Raw genomic sequence first — 19,151 nt, forward strand, 5'->3', positions numbered from 1 at the left:
TCAAAGAGCACACGCATCATCCGATGCGCACAGTATCCGAAGAAAACAGCGCCCAAGCCCGGAAATCTCACTTCCCGGCCCCAGCCGCCCGTTCTTCAAAAGAAAACCCGGAGCAACCAATCAATCGGCAACTCCGCGATGAACCCGATTTAAGTTCATCCGATTTCTTTGTCAACTACGTTTTCGCCAAGCGATCCCGCATTTGACTTCCATCCGAAGATGGACACTCCCTCCAAGACAACCTTCTCAGCCCGGCCGTGGCCGGTTTGAGAAGAACGCCTTATCGAGGAAGCGTTTGGCACCGTTCGCGTCAGCGGCGGCGTCGATGGGCGCTTTATAGGACCAACCCTTTTGCCCTGTCAACAGACTTGTGAAAGTTTTTTGACGCCGACTGAAAAGCGCGCCTCGGCGAGGAAGTTCTCCCTTATGCAGTGTGTTTGTCGCCTCACTGCGGACACACTGTCCCCCGAAGCAGTTGCTTTAAGGCGCCGCCTTTCCGGCATGTGGTGCGCTCGCGCTTCCATTGGGCCTGTGCGGGTATCGCCTATTATGCTAGAGCGCCTTCTTCTTCCGAACTCATCAAGACCCCACCGACCATACCCAGAATGAGCCCTTCCCCTCCAGACGACAACCGCGCCGGGCTCGCCCCCAGGGAGAGCTTTCGTGCGTCGTCCAGAGTCGATCTGGGCCACGAGCCCCCGCTCAATGTCGGCGGCGGCGCACCGCGGGAGGTCGACAAGCGCGATATCAATCTCCGCTGGCTCGGGGCCAGCGTCCTGACGGGCGTCACGGGTGCGGTGCTGATCGGAGCTTCCATTTATATCGCGCTTGAAGGCGCGACGACCTCGCCCAGCGCTCCCGAGCGGGCGACGGTCGATGCATCGGTCGATAGCGAGCAGCAGAACCGCGCCACGAATACGGCCCGCAAAGGCGACAGGCTGAATCGCAGCGAGACGACCGCTTCGGCCAGGCAAAGCTTCCGCGCTCCCATGACCATCCGCAACGGCGATCGTGAGGCCATCAAGGTCCGCCAGTTCGTGCGTGTGGCTACCAATCTTTCCCTGACGGCTGGTGTTTTCGCGTCGGATATTCCCCGCTTCGACCCGATGCGCCTCTTCGCCGAGGACAGCCAGGATCGTTCGGCGGAACAGGCACCCGAAATATCCGATGCGGATGTCTCGGTTCTCAGGCGCGACCTTGCCGCCATCGCCATCGAAGCGAGCGCGCCTTCGCTTTCGGACGACGATGTCCTCGCGATGCTGGAGGAAGAGCGGCGGATTTCTTCGGAAGCGGGACGCCGGGTCTCCGTTCCGATTCCCGCTCAGCAGATGCTGTCGCGGACGCTCCGTCAGCCGGATGTCCTTGGCGAAGCCCTCGGATATGCCCGGATCGTCGATGCGCCCTTCAGCACGATCGAGGTTCGGGTGGTGCCGGAGAACGTGACCAACCTCCCCAAGCTCGACCAGCGCGGGGCCTCCCCGCTCGTCGAGGAACGGGATGTCGCGCTGAAAAAAGGCGAGACGCTCGAGACGGTCCTGCGCGCTTACGGCGCCAATCCGGAGCAGATTCTCGCCATCACGACGGCGCTGTCGGCGCGCATCAAGACTGCGACCCTCATCGAAGGCCAGCGCCTGCGGATCCTGATCGCACCCGGACCGCGCCTGGGCGATCCGCGGCAGATCGTGCGCGTGCTCGTGCTCGGCGAGCGCGGCATCGATGCGATTGCGGCGACGAACGATCGCGGTGTCTTTGTCTCGGTCACGCCCACCAAGGACGAGACCGCCCCGCAGACGGCCACGGCCGACGAGGACGAGGGCGACGACGAAGGACAAGGTGTCAGGCTGTATGAGAGCCTTTATGAAACGGCCCTGAAGAACGACCTGCCCCGTAAGACTGTCGACGATCTGGTCCGGATCTTCGGATACGATGTCGATTTCCAGCGCCGCGTCTCCACGGGAGACACGTTCGAGGTCTTCTACGGCACCGACGAAGACGGCGGAACGCCCGAAATCCTCTATGCCTCCTTGTCAGTCAGCGGGGAGACCCGGCGCGTCTATCGCTATCAGGGCGACGACGGCGCCATCGACTTCTTCGATGAGGCCGGGCGCTCCCTGAAGAAGTTCCTGCTCCGCAAGCCGATCGCCGAGGGCATCCTGCGCTCGGGCTTCGGCTCCCGCTACCACCCGATCCTCGGCTATACGCGGCCGCATACCGGCATCGACTGGTCCAATCGGATCGGAACCCCCATCATCGCGGCCGGTAACGGTACGGTCATCAAGGCTGGATGGGAATCGGGATATGGCCGCCGGGTCGAGATCCAGCACACGAACGGCTATGTCACCACCTACAATCACATGTCGAACTTCGGAAAAGGCGTCGCGCCCGGCGTGAAGGTGCAGCAGGGCCAAGTGATCGGCTATCTCGGCAGCACCGGTCTTTCGACGGGACCCCACCTCCACTACGAGGTTCTCATCAACGGCAGCTTCGTCGACCCCCTGAAGATCCGCTTGCCCAAGAGCCGGGAACTCGAGGGGCGCGGCCTTGCAGAATTCAAGCGGCAGCGTGAGCAGGTGGACGATCTGATGACTCATGCCAACGCCTCGGCCAGCATCGCCCAGCGTGCCGATCTTCGCTGAGGCCTCATGCTCGACCTTCTTACGATTGTCCTGCCGGTCTTCGGTCTGATCGGCATCGGCTATCTCGCGCGCCGGACCCATTTCGCCTCCGACCGGATGGGCGAAGGCCTGTCCGAGTTCGTGTTCTCCCTGTCCCTCCCATGCCTGATCTTCAGCACCCTGGTTCGCGCGGAGATTCCGGCGGTGCAGCCTTGGGGCTATTGGATTTCGTACTTTGTCGGCGTCGCCGTGGTCTGGGCCCTGGCCATGGTGCTCGGCCGGCGCTTCTTTGCCCTGAAAGGCGTCTCCGCCGTCGTGGCAGGTTTCTCGGCAGGCCAGGCGAATACGGTGTTCGTGGGCGTGCCCATGATTCTCAAGGCCTATGGCGATGCGGGCGCGGTGCCGCTTTTCCTGCTGATCGCCGTTCACCTGCCGGTGACCATGACCCTGGCGACGATCATGGCCGAGGGGCGCCAGGCCTCGCCGCTTGTCGTCCTCCGCCGCCTCGCCACCCATCCAATCGTGGTCGGGATTCTCGCCGGCTCCGCATGCCGGCCGCTGGCCCCTCATCTGCCGGCCCCGTTCTGGCAGATCGTCGAGCTGCTCGGCAGCGCTGCCGTCCCCTGCGCCCTCGTCTCCATGGGAATCGCCCTGCGGCGCTACGGGCTGGAGATGGGCTGGAAGCTGCCGACCCTGATCTCCGCCCTCAAGCTCGTGCTGCATCCCCTGATCGTCCTTTTGCTGGCGACCTACGTTTTCGAGATGCCTCCGGTCTGGGCCGGAGTGGCGGTTCTGTTCGCCTCCTGCCCTTCCGGGATCAATGCCTATCTCTTCGCCGAGCGTTACGGCGAAGGCGTTCCCCTGGCCTCGAGTGCCGTTACGCTCTCGACATTCCTCGCGCTCGGCACGACCATTTTCTGGCTTTATGTCCTTGGCGTCGGCTGAGGCGAAAAGCCGAGGCGTCGCCGCACCTCCGACGCTTCCCAGCCCTGCTCCCGGAGATCCGCCAGAGATTCGGATCGAAGGCTCTTCGAGAGCTTGTCGCCGGTTCGGTCGAGAACGAGATCATGGTGATGATAGAGAGGGGTCGGCAGGCCGAGCAGGGCCTGGAGAAGCACGTGCAGATCGGTTGCGGCCTCCAGATCCTTGCCGCGGACCACATGGGTGACTTTCTGCAGGGCATCGTCGACCACGACGGAGAGATGGTAGCTCGTCGGCACATCCTTGCGGACGATCACCGCGTCGCCCCAGCGCGAGGGATGTGCCTCGACGGTTTCCATATGGCCCGCATCGTCAAACCGCTGGAAAAAGAGGGGTTCGGGCGCAAGAGCCTGGGCTGCCGCCATATGGATCCGCCATGTATGGGGCTCGTCCGCCGCGATCCGGCGCGCGGCCTCACCGGCCTCCAGGGCCTTGCAGGTGCCAGGATAGAACGGCGCACCGTCCGGATCGCGCGGCCATGGCCGCGCCGTTTCGCTTTCCTTTCGCGTGACGGCGTCGGCGATCTGCCTGCGGGAGCAGAAGCAGGGATAGAGCAGCTCCCTGCCCTTCAGCTTCGCAGCGGCGGCGCGGTAATCGTCGAAATGCTCGGATTGGCGGCGGACCGGCTTTTCCCATTCCAGGCCGAGCCAGGCCAGATCGTCGTAAATGGCCTTCTCGAAATCAGGGCGGCAGCGGGTAAGGTCGATATCCTCGATGCGCAGCAGCAATCGCCCGCCGAATTTTCGGGCGAAGTCCGCATTGAGCAATGCCGAATAGGCGTGCCCCAGATGCAGCCGCCCATTCGGGCTCGGGGCGAATCGGAAAACGGGTTTCGTCACGGGGCCAGCATTGAGGAAAGAAAGACCGTTGCAAAGGATCGTTGGATGAGCACCCTCCTCGAAACGGATGAGGTTCTCAAGATGGGTTTGGACGCGCTGACGCGAACGGACCCGATCATGGCGGACCTTGTCGCAGGCGGAGCCGTGCCGCAGCTTCGCAGGCGGCCGCCGGGATTCGAAGGCCTTGCCTGGATCATCGTCGGGCAGCAGCTTTCCACTGCGAGCGCCGCGGCCATCTGGGGCCGCCTGAAGGACCGCCTCGCCCCGGCCTCGCCGGAGGCCTTTCTTGCCCTCAGCGACGAAGAGCTGCGCTCGGCCGGTTTGTCGGCCGGAAAAATCAGGACGCTCCGAACCGTTGCGACAGACATCCGGAACGGCAGCCTCCCCCTCAACCGGCTGCACGACCTTCCCGCCGATGAAGCGCATGGGCTGCTGACCGCCGTGAAGGGTATCGGTCCCTGGACGGCCGATATCTACCTGCTCTTCTGCCTCGGGCATCCGGACGCGTTTCCGAGCGGGGACCTTGCCGTGCAGGAAGCCGCCCGCCTCGCCTATGGTCTGGACGTGCGCCCGGACGCGAAGGCCCTGACCCGTATGGCCGAACGCTGGCGCCCCTGGCGCGGCGTCGCCGCAAAGGTTCTTTGGGCGCATTATCGAATCGCCAAGGCTCGCGAGGGCAGCCCAGTCTCTTGACCTTCCATCCCGGCCCGGTTGAGGTGATGCGCCCAGCAGCTTCCTAGCGCATCGTGCGGAAAAGTGGACCCGGTTTTCCGCCCCAAACGATGCGCTCATCCAACAAGAGAACATCGGATTGATCCCAAAAGTGGCCTCCACTTTTGGGTCCGATGCTCTAAGGTCTTCATCATGACTTTGCTCGATGGCCCGCGCATTGCCCCGAAATCCGGACAGGTCAAGCAGCTCGTGGTTTTCCTTCACGGTCTCGGGGCGGACGGAGGCGACCTGATCGAGATCGGTCAGCATTGGCGGGATTGGCTGCCGGACGCAGCCTTCGTGGCGCCCCATGCGCCCGATCCATGCGATGGCGTGCCCATGGGGCGGCAATGGTTTCCCTTGAGCTTGCGCGACCCGGCCGAATTCTGGCGCGGCGTAACCTATGCGGCGCCCAGGCTCGATGCCTTTCTCGACCAGGAACTGGCGCGCTACGACCTGCCTGCCTCGAAGCTCGCCCTGGTCGGCTTCAGCCAGGGCACCATGATGGCGCTTCATGTGGGCCTGCGCCGGACAACGGGGCTTGCCGGAATCGTCGGCTTTTCCGGCCTCGCCGTTCTGGAAAACGGCAAGGGGCCGGAAAGCCTGAAGGAAGCGGTTCGCTCGAAACCGCCGGTCCTGCTCACCCATGGCGAGCAGGACGAGGTGCTTCCGGTCGAGATGTTCCTCTTTTCCAAGGAGGTCCTGACCGGAGCGGAAGTGCCGTGCCAATGGCACCTGTCGCCGGGCGTTTCCCATGGCATCGACGAGGAAGCGCTGCGGCAGGGAGGCCTCTTCCTGACCCAGGTTTTCGGCCTTCCCTATCCGAAATGACGGCTCAGGCCCGCGCCGCCTTCAGGGCCGCATGGGCGCCGGCCCTCATGAGTGCAGCGTCGCTGGCGATGGAGACCAGATGGAAGCCCTTGTGGGCAAGCTCAGAGGCGCGCTCGCCGGAAGCGGCGTAAATGCCGGCGACCTTGCCGGCAACCCTGGTGCGGGCGAGAGCGTAACCGAGGGCCGACTCGACCGCCGCGCTCGCCGGGTTGACTTCCTTGCCCTGCGACAGGCCGATGGAAAGGTCGGCGGGACCGATGAAGATGCCATCGATACCCGGAACGGCGAGAATATCGTCGATGATATCGAGAGCTTCCCGTGTCTCGACCATGGCGAGCGCCAGGGACAGGCCGTTTGCGATCTTGAAATACTCGCCGGGCTGCAGGCCCGTGAGGCTCAACGCCCCATGAGGGCCCCAGCTCCGCTCGCCGAGAGGCGGAAACTTCATGAAGCTGGCGAAGCGGCGTGCGTCTTCCACGGTGTTGATCATCGGCGCAATCACGCCGGAGGCCCCCGCATCCAAAAACCGCGAGGCGGTGGCGAATTCGCCAACCGGAACACGAATGACCGCCGGCTTGGCGGCTGCCGCAATGAGCGGGATGGCCCTGACCGCCGCTGCGAAATCGACGGCCCCGTGCTGCATGTCGATCACCACGGCATCGAACGCCTCCCGGGCAAGAAGCCCGGGAATTGTCGGTTCAGGCAATCCGCACCACGCGGCCAGGAGGGGAGAGCCGGTCTTCAGCCGGTCGAGGAGGGACGGATTGCTCGGCATGGGGTCTCTTTGAGGAATGGGGGATTGGAATACGTCGGGAGCCATGGCGCTCCCTGGGAGATCGGGTTTACAGGCCAGTTTTGATTTCTTCGGCGGCGCGCTGCATCTGCTCGCTCAGGATCCGGGTCAGCTCGCTCTCCTGTACAGGCTTGCCGGCCGCTTCGAGATCGGCCTTCACCTTGCGGATGACGTCCGCGTCACCCGCCTCCTCGAAATCGGCGAGGACCACGCTCTTGGCATAGGCCTCCGCGTCGGCGCCCGACTTGCCGAGCTGCCCCGCTGCCCAGAGACCGAACAGCTTGTTGCGGCGAGCGGTCGCCTTGAAACGAAGCTCCTCATCGTGTGCAAACTTCTTTTCGAATGCGTCCTTACGCTCGTCGAAAGCCGTCATGAGCCTCTCCTTAGGTTAGAGCTCACTGCGATATAAAGGCGCACAAGCGCCACCGCCAGGGGTAGCCCCTTTCGAAAAGCGAGACCGGAGGAAGCCGTTTTGCGGCCGACTCCTTCCGTTGTGCTTGGCTGATGGATCGGATAGGTTGCGCCCAAGCCGGGGACGGTCCAGATCGGACCCGCGCCAGCCGCGGATCTGCACACTATATAAGGAGCCACGGCCATGGATTTCCTCAAACCACGGTATACCCCTATGAATCGCCGCCGTCGCATCTATGAGGGCAAGGCGAAGGTCCTCTATGAAGGACCGGAGCCCGGAACACTCATCCAGCACTTCAAGGATGACGCTACCGCCTTCAATGCCAAGAAGCATGAAGTGATCGACGGCAAGGGTGTCCTCAACAACCGGATCTCGGAATACGTCTTCCAGAATCTGAACGATATCGGCGTCCCGACCCACTTCATTCGCCGTCTCAACATGCGCGAGCAGTTGATTCGGGAAGTGGAGATCATCCCTCTCGAGGTCGTGGTGCGGAATGTCGCCGCCGGCTCCCTTGCCCAGCGCCTCGGGCTCGAGGAAGGCACCCAGCTGCCCCGCTCGATCATCGAATTCTATTACAAGAACGACAAGCTCAACGATCCGATGGTATCGGAAGAGCACATCACCGCCTTCGGCTGGGCAACGCCCCAGGAGATCGACGACATCATGGCGCTGGCCATCCGGGTCAACGATTTCCTCTCCGGCCTCTTCCTCGGCGTCGGCATCCGCCTCGTCGATTTCAAGATGGAGACGGGCCGTCTGTGGGAGGGGGAGATGATGCGCATCGTCGTCGCCGATGAGATCTCTCCAGACTCCTGCCGCCTCTGGGACATCAAGTCCAAGGACAAACTCGACAAGGACCGGTTCCGCCGCGACATGGGCGGCCTCGTCGAGGCCTATTCGGAGGTGGCCCGCCGTCTCGGCATCATGTCCGAGAACGAGAACCCGACCATGAGCGGCCCGCGCCTCGTGCAGTGATCGCCCTTGATCGCTCTTCGACCCCTATCGAAAGCCCGATGCCCGGCCCCGCGCCGGGCATTGTCGTTTGGCTTGGCTCTCGTCATCCTTGCCTTGGGCAGCTGCGGCTATATCCCCCGCCCGGTCGAGGGCGTGCCGCCCGGGGCGCCCTGGGAGGCACTTCCCTTGCGAAAGTGGCTCGCCGAGGATCGCGCCGAGCCGGAAGCTCTGGCTTTCTGTGCACCGCCCGAATGCTCCCCTGGTCTCGTCGTGAGCGTCCTTCGTCTGACGGGCAAGGATGCCCGGGAGGCCGAGGCCGTGCTGGATGACCCGGCGACCTTGGCCCGCTTCCTTCGGTCTCGCCCCGGCAAGCCGCCATCCGGCAAGGCGAAGCCGGTCCAGACCCTCGTAACGACAAAACCCTTGCAGGACAGTCCCTATCGAGGCTTTGCGATCAGCCTCGCTCCAGCCGATGGCCGGAAGGCTCCCGCCTATGGCGCGGCCCTCGGGCTCCGGTCGGAGGATGCTCTCCGGGTCGTCCTGGTCATCGGCGAGGACGAGATGTCTGTTCAAACCGCGGTCCGGAGGGTCGCGGAGCGTGAATTGCGGCCTTGAGGGCGTTGTTTCTTGAACTCATTGGCTTTATGGCGTTGGCCATCTTCCAACAGCCCGAGGATCCCATGAAAGCCCGTGTCACCGTGACCCTCAAGAACGGCGTTCTCGATCCCCAAGGCAAGGCCATCGAAGGCGCCCTCAAATCCCTCGGCGTCGACGGCATCGCCAGCGTGCGCCAGGGCAAGGTGTTCGACATCGAGCTCGGCACGGCGGACAAGGGCAAGGCCGAGGCGGCCTTGAAGGCCGCCTGCGAGAAGCTGCTGGCGAACACGGTGATCGAGAATTATCGCGTCGAACTCACCTGACCGTCATGCCTGGACTTGATCCGGGCATCCACGATTTCACCGCGCCGAAAGGCGTGGATGGCCGGGACAGGCCCGGTCACGACGATTTAAGGATGGCTTGAATGAAATCCGCTGTCATCGTCTTTCCCGGATCCAATCGCGAAGGCGACGTGATGCGGGCGCTCAAGCAGGCAGGCTCGCAGGTCGAGAAGGTCTGGCACGCCGAGACCGACCTGCCCTCCGGCACGGACCTCGTCGTCCTGCCGGGCGGCTTTTCCTATGGCGACTATCTCCGTTGCGGCGCCATTGCCGGCCGCGCGACGGTGATGGATGCGGTGCGGGCCCATGCGGCGCGCGGCGGCCTCGTGCTCGGCATCTGCAACGGCTTCCAGATCCTGTGTGAATCCGGATTGCTGCCCGGCATCCTGATGCGCAACGCCAACCTGAAATTCATCTGCCACCGCCAGTTCCTGCGGGTGGAGCGCGAGGACACGGCCTTCACCAAGAGCTACACCAGGGGCCAGGCCATCGATGTCTGCGTCGCCCATGGCGAGGGCAATTACACGGCCGACGAAGAGACCCTGAAGCGCCTCGAAGGCGAAGGGCTCGTGGCCTTCCGCTACAGCGATGCGCACGGGCACGTGACGCCCGACGCCAACCGCAACGGCTCCATGAATTCCATCGCGGGCATCTATTCCGACAAGCTCAATGTGCTCGGCATGATGCCCCATCCGGAAAACCTGATCGAAGACCTTGTCGGAGGAACCGACGGACGCGGCCTGTTCGAGAGCCTCGTATCCTCCTTCGCAAAGGCGGCCTGACACTCTACATGCGGGGAAGAGCCCCCGCAGCCCTCACCCGCTCGCCCATGCGAGCAATCCTCTCTCCGACAGGAGAGGATCAAGAAGCGAGACCCCGATGATCCGCAACGACGTCGCCATCACTCCGGAGCTGGTCAAGGAGCACGGGCTGAAGCCTGACGAATACGAACGCTTCGTGAAGCTGATCGGCCGCACGCCGACCATCACGGAGCTCGGCATCGTCTCGGCCATGTGGAACGAGCACTGCTCCTACAAATCATCCCGCCTTCATCTGCGCGGCCTGCCGACGAAGGCCCCCTGGGTCATTCAGGGACCGGGCGAGAATGCGGGCGTGATCGATATCGGCGACGGGCTGGCCTGCGTCTTCAAGATGGAAAGCCACAACCACCCCTCTTTCATCGAGCCCTATCAGGGCGCAACAACGGGTGTCGGTGGCATCCTGCGCGACGTGTTCACCATGGGCGCGCGCCCCATCGCGGCCCTGAACTTCCTGCGCTTCGGCGAACCCGATCATCCCAAGACCCCGCATCTCGTCTCGGGCGTGGTGGCCGGCATCGGCGGCTACGGCAATTCCTTCGGCGTGCCGACGGTCGGTGGCAGCGTGGGCTTCCATCCACGCTACAACGGCAACATCCTGGTCAACGCCATGGCGGTGGGCCTCGCCCGCACGAATGAGATTTTCTATGCGGCGGCGACCGGAGTCGGAAATCCCATCGTCTATCTCGGCTCCAAGACCGGCCGCGACGGCATCCATGGCGCGACCATGGCTTCGGCCGAGTTCGATGATGCTTCGGAGGAGAAGCGCCCGACCGTTCAGGTGGGTGATCCTTTCGCCGAAAAGCTGCTGCTGGAAGCCTGTCTCGAGCTGATGAAATCTGGCGCCGTCATCGCGATCCAGGACATGGGCGCGGCGGGCCTTACCTGCTCCGCGGTGGAGATGGGCGCGAAGGGCGATCTCGGCGTCGAGCTCGACCTCGACAAGGTGCCGACCCGCGAAGAGGGCATGACGGCCTACGAGATGATGCTATCCGAGAGCCAGGAGCGCATGCTCATGGTGCTCAAGCCAGGCATGGAGAAGGAGGCGGAAGCCATCTTCGTGAAATGGGGCCTGGATTTCGCGGTCATCGGCAAGACCACCGACACCCTGCGCTTCGTGGTGAAGCACCACGGCGAGGTGATGGCCGACCTGCCGATCAAGGAGCTTGGCGACGAGGCTCCTCTCTACGACCGCCCCCACATCCCCAATACCCATCAGCCGGTGATCATGCCTGAGAGCGTGAAGCCGCCCATGTCCGACGCCGAGGCCCTGTTGAAGCTCGTCGGCTCGCCCGATCAGAGCTCCAGGCGCTGGGTGTGGGAGCAGTACGATCACCTGATTCTCGGCAACACGGTTCAGATGCCGGGGGGCGATGCCGCCGTCGTGCGCGTCGAGAACGGGCCGAAGGGCCTTGCCATGACCACCGACGTGACGCCGCGCTATTGCGAGGCGGACCCGGTCGAAGGCGGCAAGCAGGCGGTGGCGGAAGCCTGGCGCAACATCACCGCGGTCGGCGGCCTGCCGCTGGCGATCACCGACAACCTGAATTTCGGCAACCCGGAGCGGCCCGAGGTGATGGGCCAGTTCGTCGGCTGTCTGCGGGGTATTTCGGAAGCCTGCCGGGTGCTGGATTTCCCGGTCGTGTCCGGCAACGTGTCCCTCTATAACGAGACCAACGGCCAGGGCATCCTGCCGACCCCCGCCATCGGCGGCGTCGGCCTGCTCGACGACGTGACGGTGAACGCCTCCGTCGCCTTCAAGCGCGAGGAAGATGCCCTCATTCTCATCGGAGATACGACCGGCTGGCTCGGCCAGTCGATCTATCTGCGCGACATCTGCGGGCGCGAAGAAGGCGCGCCGCCGCCGGTCGATCTCGCCGCCGAAAAGCGCAACGGCGATTTCGTGCGCCAGCTCATCCGCTCCGGCCAGATCGATACGGTGCACGACCTCTCAGACGGCGGCTTGGCCCTGGCGCTGGCGGAAATGGCGATGGCGGGCAATCGAGGCGCGGTTATTGCGACCGCACCAGAGGATCTGCCGCTTCATGCCTTCCTGTTCGGCGAGGATCAGGGCCGCTATGTGATCGCCGTCGACCCCGACGAGGCGGCCGACATCCTCTACGAGGCTACCGAAATCGGCGTTCCGGCCATGGCGCTCGGCGTCACCGGTGGCGATTCGTTGATTTTGCCGGGCGCGCAGGCCATATCGGTGGAGAAATTGAAGGCAGCGCACGAATCCTGGCTGCCGGACTATATGGCCGGCAAGGCTTGAGGAGCAGACACGATGCCTATGGATGCGCGTGATATCGAGACCATGATCAAGGCAGCGATCCCGGACGCAGAAGTCGAGATCAAGGATCTCGCCGGCGATGGCGATCATTACGCAGCCACCGTGACCTCCCAGGCCTTCAAGGGAAAATCACGGGTCCAGCAACACCAGATGGTCTATGCGGCGCTGCAGGGCCGCATGGGCGGCGTGCTGCACGCTCTTGCTTTGACGACGCTGGCACCCGACAATTGAGATTAAACCCGGCGCCTTGAGCGCCAGAATATCTTTGCCGCATTTTCATTCGCAAAACCGGCCCCACTTTTGCGGAGAATGCTCAGGGAACAGGAGAATTCCATGACCGATGCCCGTCAGGTGATCGACAACGAAGTGAAGTCCAACGACGTCGTGCTTTTCATGAAAGGCACGCCGCAATTCCCCATGTGCGGTTTCTCGAGCCAGGTGGTCCAGATCCTGAATTACCTCGGCGTGCCGTATAAGGGCATCAACGTGCTCGAGGACGAAGGCATCCGTCAGGGCATCAAGGAATATTCGAGCTGGCCGACCATCCCCCAGCTCTATGTGAAGGGAGAGTTCATCGGCGGTTGCGACATCGCTCGCGAGATGTTCCAGGCTGGCGAGTTGCAGCAGCTCTTCACCGACAAGGGTATCCAGATCCAGCAAAGCGCCTGAGGCATTGAAATTCGAAGACATTGAAAGCGGGGCCTCGCCCCGCTTTTTTATTGCCCGCAATTTCGGCTTCCCGTTGAACCCTAAGAGCCTCGGACCTAAAAGTGGATTCCACTTTTGGGATCAATCCGATGCTCTCTCGTTGGATGAGCGCATCGTTCTGGGCGAACCGAAGGTCCGCGTCAGCGAAAAACCGGGTCCACTTTTCCGCACGATGCTCTAATGCCCCGCGCGGGCCTGTCCCAGCTTCCCGGATTGCAGCAGGAAGGCCAGCGGAAACATGCCTATGGCGAGGATGGAAAGCGCTCTGAATACGTCGATATAGGAAAGCAGGGCCGCCTGGTCCTGCACGGTCTGCGCGATCCAGGCGAAAGCCTGCTGGGCGGCCTTGATGGGATCGCTGCCCTGTGCCTCGAAATACGCGGTCACCTGGCGCAGGGTTTCCTGGTAATGGATGTTGGAGGGGACGATGTTCTCCACCAGCCGACTCTGGTGAAATTGCTGTCGCTGCGCAAGCAATGTCTGCGCCATCGAGATCCCGATGCTGCCCCCCAGATTACGGGCGACGTTGATGAGGCCCGAGACTTGGTTCGTTTCCTCCGGCGCGATGCCCTCATAGGCCGCCGTATTGATCGGAAGGAAGAGGAACGGCAGGCCAAATGCCAGGTAGATGCGGGACCAGACCGCATAACTGAAGGTGACATCGCCGTTGAGCCCGGCGAGGTTCCACATGGCGAGGGCGATCGCCATGCTGCCGAAGGCGATCAGATATTTCGGCTGGATCACGCTGACCAGCCGACCGGCGACCGGCATGAAGGTCATGGTCACGAGGCCGCCGGGCGACATGGCAAGTCCCGCAAGCGTTGCCGTGTAGCCGAGTTCCGTCTGCAGGAATTGCGGCATGGCCTGCGTCGACGAGATCAGAACCGCGCCGGTCCCGAGCATCACGAGGAAACATGTGCCGAACTGGCGCCGGCCGAGGAGCCTGATGTTCACGATCGGATACTTGCGCGACAGCTCCCAGGGCACGAGCGCAATCAGCGAAACCGCCGAGATGATCGCGAAAATGGAGATGAAGGACGAAGCGAACCAGTCATTGCGCTGCCCTTCGTCCAGAACCACCTCCAGGCAACCGAGCCCAAGCGCCACGAACAGAAATCCGAGCACATCGAAGTTCAATCCATCCTGCAGGAGCTTTCTGCGATCTTCCTCCGTGCCTGAAGGTTCATGAACCAGCATCCCGACCAGGATGAGAGACAGGATGCCTATGGGCACATTGATGAGGAACACCCAGTGCCAGGAATAGTAATCGGTCAGGAAACCGCCGAGGGTGGGCCCGATGACGGGGGCGACGACAACGGCGACACCATAGACGGCGAAGGCCTGCCCGCGCTTTTCCGGCGGAAAGGAATCGGCCAGGATCGCTTGCTCGCTCGGCGCCATGCCCCCGCCGCCAAGGCCCTGAAGCACCCGGAAGACAATGAGGGATTGCAAGCTCCAGGCGAGGCCGCAGAAGAGCGAACTGACCGTGAAGATCGCGACGCAGAGCATATAAAACCGCTTGCGGCCGAGGACGGTCGAGAACCATCCACTGATCGGCAGGATGATCGCATTCGACACGAGATAGCTGCTGATGACCCACGTGCTTTGGTCCAGCCCGGCAGCGAGGCTGCCGGCGATATGGCGCAACGCCACATTGGCGATGGTGGTGTCGAGCACCTCCATGAAAGTCGCAATCGAGACAACTCCGGCGATCAGCCAGGGATTGTGTCCTCCCGCCGCCGACCGGCTGGGATCGAAGCCTCGGACGGAGGCTGCCGCACCGGCGCTCATTTCACCCTGACCGTCGGGACGACCGACATTCCGGGGCCGAGAACGAGGTCTTTCGGCCGGTTATCGAAGACGATCTTGACGGGGACGCGCTGCACCACCTTCACGTAATTGCCGGTGGCGTTCTCGGCCGGCAGCAAACTGAAGGCCGTTCCTGAGCCGTGCTGGATGCTGTCGACATGGCCGTGAAACGTGCGGCCCGGATAGGCATCGACCTCGATATCGACAGATTGGCCGGGCCGCATATCGGTGATTTGGGTTTCCTTGAAATTCGCCGTCACCCAGACCTGGCTCGGCACGAACATGGTGAGGCTCTGCCCGGCCTGGACATATTCGCCTTTGGCCGCAGAGAGCTTGGCGATATATCCCGCCTGCGACGCGGTGAGCGTGGTGTAGGAGAGATTGAGCTCGGCTTGATCCCGGGCAGCCTGAGCGCTGACAAGGCTTGCCTCGGCGCTCCTGCGTTGCGCCTGGAGCGAGCCGACCTGCCTCTCGGCCGCCGTCACCGCGGCCTGCGTCTGGACCAGAGCCGCCTGCTTCTGATCGAAATCGGATTGGGCCTGCTGAGCGCGCTGGAGGGTCCCGGCGCCACGCTTGGCCAGATCCTCGTACCGCATCAGCTCCTCTCTTGCGAAATCGAGAGCCGCCTGTGCCTGTTTGACCTGGGCCTGCGCCTGAGCGACCTGGGCCTGCTGGGCTGCGACCTGCGCATCCAGATTCCCGATGGCTGCCTCGGCGACCTTGACCTGCGCCTCCGCCTGATTCAGGGCGGCCCTGTAATCCCTGTCGTCGAGGCGCACCAAAAGTGCGCCCTCCTCGACCAGTTCGTTGTCCGTCACGGCCACTTCCGCCACGTAGCCATTGACCTTGGGGCTGATGCTGAACTGGCGGGTGTCGACGAAAGCGTCGTCGGTCGAGACGAAACGACTCGCATAGAGCCACCAGAGAACCCCACCGACGATCGCCGCCAGCAGGACAAGGGCAATTGCCGCCGCGACGAACGGATGCTTCCTCAGAAAGGCGAAAGGCGATGGCTTCTGCTTTCCAGCCCTGGGAACGGCCCTATCGATGTTGTCCTGGAACGCAATGGGCTGGCTATCGGCCTTCCGAGCCTCAACCTCACCGGTTTGCTCGTCGTCTCTCGGCATTTCTCACCTGGGCGCAGGAGGGCCCTCGCGACGACAATCTCACCGAGCCGAGGGAGTTCCGCCTAGGAGCCCTCCGGTCCCATTCGGTCGCAGTGCGAGGGAATGCACCTTTGTCGCATTCCTCGACCGGCCCCATTTTCGGCACAGTGAGGGCGCTCCTCACCGGAGCAGCCGCCAGAAAAACAAGCGGCATCTGAAATGGGGGTCTTCATGATCGATCAAGCGACGAACGTCATCACGTTCAAGCCGCGTACGGCGTCAGCCGTGCAAAGCCATCCCAAAAGCCTGCTCGAGCGCATCTATACCGCAGGCTCACTCGCGCTTCCGGCGGACGACGTCGCCACCAAGACGGCAGCCGTAATGCTCCAGGCCCTGGGTTTTGTCGTGATTGAAGAGATTCTGGCCGATGGCACGCCGCGCCGGCTCGTGCGCGGACAGGCACGGCAGGCAATGGACCGCCCCTGGCGTCTCTTGAAACCCGCCTTCTCGGGCGAGATCGGCGTTCCGGACGGCGAGGCCGCGCGCAGCCGCCCTGTTTAAGGCTGCGCGACAGCGCTTCTCATGAAGGCGAACGCCTCGGGCGAGGCCCACTCGGCCGGGCCCTTGAGAAGAGCAATCTCGCAGCCGGACGGGTCGACGACCAGGGTCGTGGGCAGGCCGACCACATGCCCGGATTTCTGCAGGACCTGCAGGACCTTTCCGGCCGGATCGGCATAATAGACGAGGTTGTGGATACCGTTCTCCTCGAGCCAAGCCTTCGGCTTGTCCGGATTGCGGGTATCCACATTGACGGCGACCACCTCGAAATCCTTGCCGCCGAGCTCGGCCTGAAGCTTGTCGAGGGCCGGCATCTCCTCGCGGCAAGGGACGCACCATGTCGCCCAGAGATTGATCAGAACCGTCTTTCCCTTGAAATTCCCCAGGTTTCTTGCCTGCCCATCGGGTCCGGTGAACGTGATGACCGGAGGCGGCTTGGGTGCAGCGCTGACGCCAAGGGCCGCCAGCTCCCCCTTCGCCAAGGGCTTCAGCCGCTCGGTGACGGCATTTGCGGCCCGGCATTCAGGGGCGCCTGCGACGACGGAATTGTGGCGAGACAGGCCATACCAAGTCGCCCCTGCTCCCACGAGACCGAGGAGGAGGATGCCGGCAAGCCAGGGAAATATTCGGAGCGGTCGAGGATTCGGTGCATTCGTCATCCTGGCGGATGTGGCGCGTTTTACGGTTGGCCTCAAGCCCAGAATGCACGGAAGGGCTTCGACAGCCATCACGATCATGTGCCGAAAGCTTCCCGGCTCCTGCCGCAGGCCGGATTCGACAATTCGCTGTTGTCGAGCAACGAGCTTCCTCTCGCATCCCGGCACGCTTCCCGTTATGGTGCGGCCACGTTTCGGAGCAACTGATGTCGTCCAGCCTCTCTTTTTCCCGCATCGCTTTGATTGCAGGCGTCCTCGCTCTCGGCCTTTCGGCCTGTGGCCGTCGTGGCGCGCTCGAGCCGCCGCCGGATCCGTCGGCGCCGCAGCAACAGAGCGCCAATCCGACGGGGTCCCAGGGCGTCATCGCCTCCCCGATCGGGACGCCTAGCTCGAAGAATGCCCATCGCGGCTATACGATCCCGAAAGAGCCGTTCATTCTCGACCCGCTCCTCTAGGAGCTCTCCGGCTTCCTCGTGTCGGAAAGATCCTGAAGTTTCCCGGTCAGCCGCATGTTCAGCGGTGAACCGCAAGCCCCTTCACCGGAAAATGCTCTAGGCCGTCTCATGCACCATTTCAGCTACCGCCAGGGCGTCCTCCATGCCGAGGACGTCGATCTGCGCCGTCTTGCGGATGAGGTCGGCACACCGTTCTATTGCTACTCCTCCGCGACCCTGGAGCGGCACTACCGCGTGTTTGCTGAAGCCTTCGCGGATACGGATGCGCTCGTCTGCTACGCCATGAAGGCGAATTCCAACCAGGCCGTTCTGCGAACGCTGGCCCGTCTCGGCGCCGGCATGGATATCGTCTCCGAAGGGGAGCTTCGTCGCGCGCTTGCGGCCGGGGTATCGGCCAACCGCATCGTGTTTTCCGGTGTGGGCAAGACCCGTCAGGAAATGGCCTTTGCTCTTGAGAGCGGCATTCTCTGCTTCAACGTGGAATCCGAGCCGGAGCTGGAAGCCCTCTCCGAGATTGCGCTGTCCAAGGGCATGCGCGCGCCGATCTCGATCCGCATCAACCCGGATGTGGACGCGAAGACACACAAGAAGATCTCCACCGGCAAGTCCGAGAACAAGTTCGGCATTCCCATCGCCCGCGCGCGCGAGGTCTATGCCCGCGCCGCGCAGCTGAAGGGGATCGATGTGACCGGCGTCGACATGCATATCGGCAGCCAGATCACCGATCTCGAACCCTTCGACAATGCAAGCGCCCTGCTCGCCGAACTGGCGCGCGACCTGATGGCGGATGGGCACAAGCTGCATCACATCGATCTCGGCGGCGGCCTGGGCGTGCCCTACCGCGAGGATAACGAGCCGCCGCCCGATCCGCAGGCCTATGCACAGATCATCAAGCGCCATACGAAGGATCTGGACCTGAAGCTGGTGTTCGAGATGGGACGTCTCATCGCGGGCAATGCCGGCATCCTCGTCACGCAGGTAATCTATGTGAAGGAAGGCGCGGGCAAGACCTTCGTCATCGTCGATGCGGCGATGAACGACCTGATCCGCCCGACGCTCTACGACGCCTATCACGACGTCAAGCCGGTGCTGGAGCCGAAGCGGGACGTTCACCATATCGTCGCCGATATAGTCGGCCCAGTCTGCGAAACAGGCGATTATCTGGCTCTTTCGCGCGATATGCCGTCCGTAAAAGCCGGCGACCTTCTCGCTTTCATGACCGCAGGCGCCTATGGCGCAGTCACGGCCAATACTTACAACACCCGGCTCCTCGTTCCCGAAGTGCTTGTGCGCGATGCCGAGTACGGAGTGGTTCGGCCGCGTCCGACCTATGACGACCTGATCGGGATGGATCGCATTCCGGATTGGTTGAGGTAAGACGGCATCCGGAAGTGGAGCTGGGCTAGGGAATCCCCTGAGCGGTCATAACCTCTGGCGATACGAAAACCCCGGCAGTTCGACTGCCGGGGTTTTCGTCTTTCATACGCCTTCGCTTTAGATGACGAAGAAGTCGGCTGCTGTCATCTTGAGGTTCTTGGAGAGCTTGGCGATCTCGACCGCCGTGCCCTTGCCCGAACCATCGGCATCATAGGACAGCACGCCGGTCTTCTTGTTGTAGATCAGGTAGTCGTCCTTGTCCTTGGCCTTGTCGCCGATGGTGAAGAAGCCCTTGGC

22 protein-coding genes and 1 pseudogene are annotated in these 19,151 nt (G+C 63.0%); 16 read left to right on the top strand and 7 right to left on the bottom strand.

Going from position 1 to position 19,151, the window contains the following annotated elements; translation table 11 throughout:
• From AB4Y97_RS20275 to AB4Y97_RS20285, 3 genes are all read left to right on the top strand, one after another.
• Positions 1-206, top strand: a 206-nt coding sequence (locus AB4Y97_RS20275) for a hypothetical protein (RefSeq protein ID WP_442000853.1), incomplete at its 5' end; no start/stop codon positions are given.
• Between the two features lie 399 nt (positions 207-605).
• Complete coding sequence (locus AB4Y97_RS20280) at positions 606-2,636, top strand: M23 family metallopeptidase (protein WP_442000854.1); 2,031 nt, start codon at positions 606-608, stop codon at positions 2,634-2,636.
• Between the two features lie 6 nt (positions 2,637-2,642).
• Positions 2,643-3,560 (top strand): AEC family transporter, encoded by a 918-nt coding sequence (locus AB4Y97_RS20285; RefSeq protein ID WP_442000855.1) that lies wholly within the window; start codon positions 2,643-2,645, stop codon positions 3,558-3,560.
• On the opposite strand, the gene gluQRS is transcribed toward AB4Y97_RS20285, so the two are convergent.
• A complete protein-coding gene (gluQRS, locus tag AB4Y97_RS20290; RefSeq protein WP_442000856.1) occupies positions 3,539-4,435 on the bottom strand; it encodes a tRNA glutamyl-Q(34) synthetase GluQRS in 897 nt (298 codons plus the stop codon). The two genes, AB4Y97_RS20285 and gluQRS, sit on opposite strands and share 22 nt — an antisense overlap.
• A gap of 45 nt (positions 4,436-4,480) precedes the next feature.
• On the opposite strand from gluQRS, the gene AB4Y97_RS20295 reads away from it, so the two are divergent.
• Together AB4Y97_RS20295 and AB4Y97_RS20300 are read left to right on the top strand one after the other, a co-directional pair.
• Positions 4,481-5,128 carry a DNA-3-methyladenine glycosylase family protein gene (locus AB4Y97_RS20295; RefSeq protein ID WP_442000857.1) on the top strand — a complete coding sequence of 216 codons (648 nt, stop codon included), beginning with the start codon at positions 4,481-4,483 and terminating at the stop codon, positions 5,126-5,128.
• A gap of 171 nt (positions 5,129-5,299) precedes the next feature.
• Positions 5,300-5,977, top strand: a complete 678-nt coding sequence (locus tag AB4Y97_RS20300; RefSeq protein WP_442000858.1) for an alpha/beta hydrolase — start codon at positions 5,300-5,302, stop codon at positions 5,975-5,977.
• A gap of 4 nt (positions 5,978-5,981) precedes the next feature.
• On the opposite strand, the gene AB4Y97_RS20305 is transcribed toward AB4Y97_RS20300, so the two are convergent.
• Both AB4Y97_RS20305 and AB4Y97_RS20310 read right to left on the bottom strand, forming a co-directional pair.
• Complete coding sequence (locus tag AB4Y97_RS20305) at positions 5,982-6,752, bottom strand: HpcH/HpaI aldolase family protein (RefSeq protein WP_442000859.1); 771 nt, start codon at positions 6,750-6,752, stop codon at positions 5,982-5,984.
• 67 nt (positions 6,753-6,819) lie between these two features.
• Positions 6,820-7,143, bottom strand: coding sequence for a DUF1476 domain-containing protein (locus AB4Y97_RS20310; RefSeq protein WP_442000860.1), 324 nt, complete (start codon positions 7,141-7,143; stop codon positions 6,820-6,822).
• Between the two features lie 222 nt (positions 7,144-7,365).
• Here AB4Y97_RS20310 and purC point away from each other — a divergent pair, with 222 nt between their 5' ends.
• The 8 genes from purC to AB4Y97_RS20350 all read left to right on the top strand — a co-directional run bounded on the left by purC (position 7,366) and on the right by AB4Y97_RS20350 (position 13,074).
• Positions 7,366-8,160 (top strand): phosphoribosylaminoimidazolesuccinocarboxamide synthase, encoded by a 795-nt coding sequence (gene purC, locus AB4Y97_RS20315; RefSeq protein ID WP_224316391.1) that lies wholly within the window; start codon positions 7,366-7,368, stop codon positions 8,158-8,160.
• Positions 8,161-8,232: 72 nt separating this feature from the next.
• Complete coding sequence (locus AB4Y97_RS20320) at positions 8,233-8,754, top strand: hypothetical protein (RefSeq protein WP_442000861.1); 522 nt, start codon at positions 8,233-8,235, stop codon at positions 8,752-8,754.
• A 65-nt stretch (positions 8,755-8,819) separates the two neighbouring features.
• Positions 8,820-9,059, top strand: coding sequence for a phosphoribosylformylglycinamidine synthase subunit PurS (gene purS / locus AB4Y97_RS20325; protein ID WP_442000862.1), 240 nt, complete (start codon positions 8,820-8,822; stop codon positions 9,057-9,059).
• Positions 9,060-9,160: 101 nt separating this feature from the next.
• Complete coding sequence (gene purQ, locus AB4Y97_RS20330; RefSeq protein ID WP_442000863.1) at positions 9,161-9,859, top strand: phosphoribosylformylglycinamidine synthase subunit PurQ; 699 nt, start codon at positions 9,161-9,163, stop codon at positions 9,857-9,859.
• Between the two features lie 97 nt (positions 9,860-9,956).
• On the top strand, positions 9,957-12,167 hold the full coding sequence (purL, locus tag AB4Y97_RS20335; RefSeq protein WP_442000864.1) for a phosphoribosylformylglycinamidine synthase subunit PurL: 2,211 nt from the start codon (positions 9,957-9,959) through the stop codon (positions 12,165-12,167).
• A gap of 12 nt (positions 12,168-12,179) precedes the next feature.
• Positions 12,180-12,416 (top strand): BolA family protein, encoded by a 237-nt coding sequence (locus AB4Y97_RS20340; RefSeq protein ID WP_442000865.1) that lies wholly within the window; start codon positions 12,180-12,182, stop codon positions 12,414-12,416.
• A gap of 102 nt (positions 12,417-12,518) precedes the next feature.
• Positions 12,519-12,854 (top strand): Grx4 family monothiol glutaredoxin, encoded by a 336-nt coding sequence (grxD, locus tag AB4Y97_RS20345; protein WP_442000866.1) that lies wholly within the window; start codon positions 12,519-12,521, stop codon positions 12,852-12,854.
• A gap of 4 nt (positions 12,855-12,858) precedes the next feature.
• Positions 12,859-13,074 (top strand): hypothetical protein, encoded by a 216-nt coding sequence (locus AB4Y97_RS20350; RefSeq protein WP_442000867.1) that lies wholly within the window; start codon positions 12,859-12,861, stop codon positions 13,072-13,074.
• Here AB4Y97_RS20350 and AB4Y97_RS20355 read toward each other — a convergent pair.
• On the bottom strand, positions 13,071-14,684 hold the full coding sequence (locus AB4Y97_RS20355) for a DHA2 family efflux MFS transporter permease subunit (RefSeq protein ID WP_442000868.1): 1,614 nt from the start codon (positions 14,682-14,684) through the stop codon (positions 13,071-13,073). The genes AB4Y97_RS20350 and AB4Y97_RS20355 overlap by 4 nt on opposite strands.
• Positions 14,681-15,829: an HlyD family secretion protein gene (locus AB4Y97_RS20360; RefSeq protein WP_442000869.1), complete on the bottom strand. Its 1,149-nt coding sequence runs from the start codon at positions 15,827-15,829 to the stop codon at positions 14,681-14,683. The genes AB4Y97_RS20355 and AB4Y97_RS20360 overlap by 4 nt, the downstream gene beginning before the upstream one ends.
• A gap of 210 nt (positions 15,830-16,039) precedes the next feature.
• Here AB4Y97_RS20360 and AB4Y97_RS20365 point away from each other — a divergent pair, with 210 nt between their 5' ends.
• Entirely contained in the window at positions 16,040-16,369 is a 330-nt protein-coding gene (locus tag AB4Y97_RS20365; protein WP_442000870.1) for a hypothetical protein, read from the top strand.
• On the opposite strand, the gene tlpA is transcribed toward AB4Y97_RS20365, so the two are convergent.
• Positions 16,366-17,025 carry a thiol:disulfide interchange protein TlpA gene (gene tlpA, locus AB4Y97_RS20370; RefSeq protein ID WP_442000871.1) on the bottom strand — a complete coding sequence of 220 codons (660 nt, stop codon included), beginning with the start codon at positions 17,023-17,025 and terminating at the stop codon, positions 16,366-16,368. The genes AB4Y97_RS20365 and tlpA overlap by 4 nt on opposite strands.
• Positions 17,026-17,228: 203 nt before the next feature.
• On the opposite strand from tlpA, the gene lptM reads away from it, so the two are divergent.
• Positions 17,229-17,477 carry an LPS translocon maturation chaperone LptM gene (gene lptM, locus AB4Y97_RS20375; protein ID WP_442000872.1) on the top strand — a complete coding sequence of 83 codons (249 nt, stop codon included), beginning with the start codon at positions 17,229-17,231 and terminating at the stop codon, positions 17,475-17,477.
• Positions 17,478-17,585: 108 nt separating this feature from the next.
• A complete protein-coding gene (lysA, locus tag AB4Y97_RS20380; RefSeq protein WP_442000873.1) occupies positions 17,586-18,854 on the top strand; it encodes a diaminopimelate decarboxylase in 1,269 nt (422 codons plus the stop codon).
• 117 nt (positions 18,855-18,971) lie between these two features.
• Here the strand turns inward: lysA and AB4Y97_RS20385 are convergent.
• Positions 18,972-19,151: pseudogene (locus AB4Y97_RS20385) on the bottom strand (calcium-binding protein); the annotation flags it as partial.

Origin of the sequence: Microvirga sp. 2TAF3, from assembly GCF_052114965.1 — a bacterium.
Lineage (GTDB): Bacteria > Pseudomonadota > Alphaproteobacteria > Rhizobiales > Beijerinckiaceae > Microvirga.